The organism is Bacillus haynesii (assembly GCF_001969855.1).
GTDB classification, from domain to species: Bacteria; Bacillota; Bacilli; order Bacillales; family Bacillaceae; genus Bacillus; species Bacillus haynesii.
The window spans coordinates 1-4,028 of record NZ_MRBL01000031.1 but is presented as its reverse complement, the minus strand read 5'-3'; the positions used below and the strand labels follow the sequence as shown (position 1 = coordinate 4,028).

The following is a 4,028-nucleotide window of genomic DNA, read 5'->3' as shown; positions in this document are numbered from 1 at the left end:
CGATGCGGTCCGCTTCTTCCCGCGATTTGTTTTGTGCGGTGATCAAGGCCTCTGTGATGTTTTGCAGTGCTGTTTTATTTTTGAACAGGTTGTAATTTTGGAACACCATGGCGGTTTGCTGACGAAGCAAATGCGCTTCCTTGCGCGTAAATTTTTCCGCATTCAATTTGGCTTCGCCGATTTCAATGACGCCTTGATCAGGATGCTCCAAAAGATTCAGACAGCGCAGAAGCGTCGATTTCCCGGAGCCGGACGGGCCGATGATCGCCACTACTTCTCCGCGCTTCACTTCAAGGTCAATCCCGTCCAGTACGACGAGATCCTTAAATGCTTTGCGAATATTTTTCACTTTTATCAACTGATTTCACCTCTATGTCCGGTATGGCTTGCTGACGGCGCGTTCAAACAGATCCTGCAAAATGCTGTATATAATAGTAAGAATCCAGTAGACAATCGCAACAGCCAGATAGGTTTCAAAGTATTTTAAATTGCCTGATGCATACATCTTGCCTTGGGCAAACATCTCCATGACTCCCAAAGTAAAGGCCAAAGACGTTTCTTTCAGGAGGCCGATAAACGTGTTGCCTGTTGCGGGTATTGCGTTTCTGACCGCCTGCGGGAGAATGATCCGCCGATATGCCTGCAGCTTCGTCATTCCGACGGACAGGCACGCCTCCAGCTGCCCTTCATCAACCGAATTCAAGGCCGCACGGAAGATTTCCGCCAAATAGGCGGCGTTTTTTAGGCTAAGTCCGATGATGGCGGCTGTCAAAGCCGTCATTTTGCTCATCTCCGGAAACAGCTGTGGCAGCCCGTAATAAATCAAAAAAAGCTGTACAAGCGTCGGCACGCCGCGAAAGAACGAAATATACACTTTTGACAGCTGATGAAGCACTGGAATATGGTTTTTTGTAATGAGTGCGAGTACAAGCCCCCCAATGATCGCAAAGATCATGGCAGCTACAGCCATGAACAGGGTAATCGGGAGAGCTTGAAGCAAAGCTGGGAATGCAGATATCATAAATCCCCAATCAATCGTATTCATATTCGTGTTTCACCGCCGTTTCTATTTCTTCTGTTCTACCGTAATATCTTCTTTAAAATACTTCTCTGAAAGTTTTTTCAGCGTTCCGTCTTTACGCAGTTCGTCCAGCGCTTTATCGACTTTTTTGCGGAGCTTATTGTGCGAATCGTCCTTTGGAAACGGGAATGCGACTTGCTCATAGACTATCGGATCGCCGGTAAGCTTCAACGGCAAGCCCGTTTTCTTAATTTGTGCGATAAGCACGCTTCTGCTGTTAACATATGCGTCTACGCGGCCGTAAGCTACGTCCTTCAGCGTACCTTCCTGTGTTTCGTATGTTTTAATGTTGATCTTATGATCAGGGTCTTTGCTTTCAAGATTTTTTGCATGGTTTGAACCGAGGACGGCTGCTACGTTTTTGCCTTTTAAGTCGGCCACCGATTTGATGTCATTGTTATCTTTTTTAACAACGATCTGTGTTCCCGCATAAGCATACGGTTTTGTGAAATTGTACGTTTGCTTGCGTTCGTCGGTAACCGCCACTTGATTGGAAATGGTGTCAAGCTTTCCGGTTTGCAGCTCTCCCATCAGTCCGCTGAATTCAAGAAGCTTCCAATCAAGCTTCATATCAAGCTTTTTCGCAACTGCCGTCATTACTTCAACATCAAAACCTGTCAGTTTCCCGTTTTCTTTATAAGCGAACGGATAGCTTTGCCCTGTTGCACCGACATGCAGTACGTTGTTCTCTTGTTCATTGCTGTTTCCATTTCCGCATGCTGATAATACCGCCGTCATTAGCGCAGCAGCAAGCAGCATAATCCATTTCTTCTTTTTCATCGGATGTCCCCGCCTTTTTTATGTTATAGATCAGTCCGTAATTGTTTTTTCATATAAACCGTAATGTGTCCTTTGCCAAAATCCTGTTCCCCTGAGCGGACATAGCCTTTTCTCTCATACATGTCGATCAGCCACGGATGCTTATCCGCCGTGCCGAGCGATACGAACGGAACCTTCAGCGAATCGCGGAGGATCGTCTGTTCGAGCCATTCTAAGAGCTCTGAACCAACTCCTTTTTTTCCAGAGGCCGGGTCTACAGCAAACCACCAGATATGAGGGACGCCGTACGGCCCAGGCTGCTGTCCCCATGGCATTCTTATTGAAATCGTCGCGATGACCCGCCCGTCTTCTTCCATGACATAGCACGCATTTTTCCGGATATTGTTTAAGACCAGATCCAGATCGGCATGTGCTGCAGCAAAATGAATGCCCAGCCTTCGTATCTGTTCATAGGCCCGCTCGGTGAGCGCCAGAAGCTCTTTTGCATCGCTTTCGTCTGCCATTCGGTATCGTCGCGTCATCGAACGTTCTCCTCCTTTATTTTGAATAGCGATTGGCCGGTTTTTCCAAACCGAAATGATCCCTTAAAGTTGCACCTTCATATTCTTTTCGAAACAGCCCCCGTTCCTGCAGAATCGGAACGACCTTGTCAACGAACAGCTCAAGCCCTTCCGGAAGAAGAGGTGGCATGATATTAAATCCGTCACAAGCTTTCTTGTCAACCCATTCCTGCATTTTATCGGCGAGTTGCTCAGGAGTGCCGACAAAGATGTGATGGCCTCTGGAACCGGCGACATACTGATAAAGCTGACGTATCGTCATATTGTCTCTCTCAGCCATTTCTTGAACAAGCTTAAAGCGGCTTTTCACCGCGTTTGAAACATCGGCGTCCAATTGAGGCAGAGGCCCGTCAAGCGGATAAGCTGACAAATCTATGCCGCCTAAATAATTTTGAAGGATTTGCAATCCGGCAGATGGAATAATTAAATCCTGAAGTTCTTGATATTTGGCCTTCGCCTCTTCTTCTGTATCTGCAATCACCGGGAAAATACCAGGCATAATCGCAATTTTCTCGGGATCGCGTCCCAGCTCTGCCGCCTGCTCTTTGATCGATTGGTAAAACGCTTGAGCAGATTCTAAATGGTTTTGCGCCGTGAATATCACTTCAGCCGTTTTGGCAGCCAGCGCTTGTCCGTCTCCCGATGAGCCGGCCTGAATAATAACCGGTTGGCCCTGTGGGGTTCTTGCGACATTTAGAGGACCGCGGACTGAAAAATATGTACCTTTATGGTTGAGCTCGTGCATTTTTTCTTTATCGAAGAATTCGCCCGTTTCCTTGTTTCTGATAAAGGCATCTTCTTCCCACGAATCCCACAAACCTTTCACAACCTCCACAAACTCCTCTGCCCTCTGATAGCGAAGATGATGTTTGAGATGTTTCTCACCGCTGAAATTCAACGCTGTCGATTCAATGGAAGAGGTCACCACATTCCAACCGGCGCGCCCGCCCGAAATATGATCAAGGGAAGCGAACTGTCTCGCAATATGAAACGGCTCGCTATACGTAGTCGAAGCGGTAGCTGCCAGGCCGATTTTAGACGTCACCTGCGCCAATGCGGAAAGCAGAGTGAACGGTTCGAATCTTGTTAACACGTTCGGATGTGATTTGCTGTCTATTGAAAGGCTGTCAGCTAAAAACAGCATATCTAGTTTGCCCCGCTCAGCTGTTTTGGCCAGCTCTTTAAAATAAGCGAGGTTCATACTGGCGTCTTCAGGAGCACTCGGGTGCCGCCAAGATGCTACATGATGTCCTGTTCCTGCAAGAAACACACCTAGTTTTATTTGTTTCATAACGTTTTCTCCTTTTATGATTTTTTTAGGCTGCAAAGCTCGAAACCTAATCCCTTTATTCCTAGATATTTAATATGAATAAATCAAAATGTACATTTATCACGAAAGTTTGTCAATAATATGAACTCAATTTTTTATTTTAAAATTAAAATAAGATTGAAAATTGGAGAAAATAAGGAGCGTACAGGAGATTTTCACAAAAATGGCCCTTTCTAAACTCGGACCGGTTAGGCGGGCGAATGAAGGCTCCCTTCTGATACATTCCTTTAAGTTTATTTCACAACAAATAAAACTATTGTTCCGTCTGGAAAATCAT

The 4,028-nt window shown here is 46.1% G+C and carries 5 protein-coding genes; all 5 read right to left on the bottom strand.

Features of this window, described 5'->3' with window-relative positions; all coding sequences use genetic code 11:
• The coding region (locus BTA31_RS20600) for an ATP-binding cassette domain-containing protein (protein ID WP_142243761.1) at positions 1–358 on the bottom strand (358 nt) is incomplete at its 3' end.
• A 12-nt stretch (positions 359–370) separates the two neighbouring features.
• A complete protein-coding gene (locus BTA31_RS20595; RefSeq protein WP_048355286.1) occupies positions 371–1,045 on the bottom strand; it encodes an amino acid ABC transporter permease in 675 nt (224 codons plus the stop codon).
• Positions 1,046–1,066: 21 nt separating this feature from the next.
• A complete protein-coding gene (locus tag BTA31_RS20590; RefSeq protein ID WP_076793817.1) occupies positions 1,067–1,861 on the bottom strand; it encodes an amino acid ABC transporter substrate-binding protein in 795 nt (264 codons plus the stop codon).
• Between the two features lie 23 nt (positions 1,862–1,884).
• Positions 1,885–2,382, bottom strand: a complete 498-nt coding sequence (locus BTA31_RS20585) for a GNAT family N-acetyltransferase (protein ID WP_076793814.1) — start codon at positions 2,380–2,382, stop codon at positions 1,885–1,887.
• 16 nt (positions 2,383–2,398) lie between these two features.
• Positions 2,399–3,712 (bottom strand): LLM class flavin-dependent oxidoreductase, encoded by a 1,314-nt coding sequence (locus BTA31_RS20580; protein WP_076793811.1) that lies wholly within the window; start codon positions 3,710–3,712, stop codon positions 2,399–2,401.
• Positions 3,713–4,028: the final 316 nt, after the last annotated feature.

Bases quoted from the DNA above. Each gene is read 5' to 3' on its own strand.
- BTA31_RS20590 (WP_076793817.1), bottom strand. From the start codon at position 1,861: ATGAAAAAGAAGAAATGGATTATGCTGCTTGCTGCTGCGCTAATGACG.
- BTA31_RS20585 (WP_076793814.1), bottom strand. From the start codon at position 2,382: ATGACGCGACGATACCGAATGGCAGACGAAAGCGATGCAAAAGAGCTT.
- BTA31_RS20595 (WP_048355286.1), bottom strand. From the start codon at position 1,045: ATGAATACGATTGATTGGGGATTTATGATATCTGCATTCCCAGCTTTG.
- BTA31_RS20580 (WP_076793811.1), bottom strand. From the start codon at position 3,712: ATGAAACAAATAAAACTAGGTGTGTTTCTTGCAGGAACAGGACATCAT.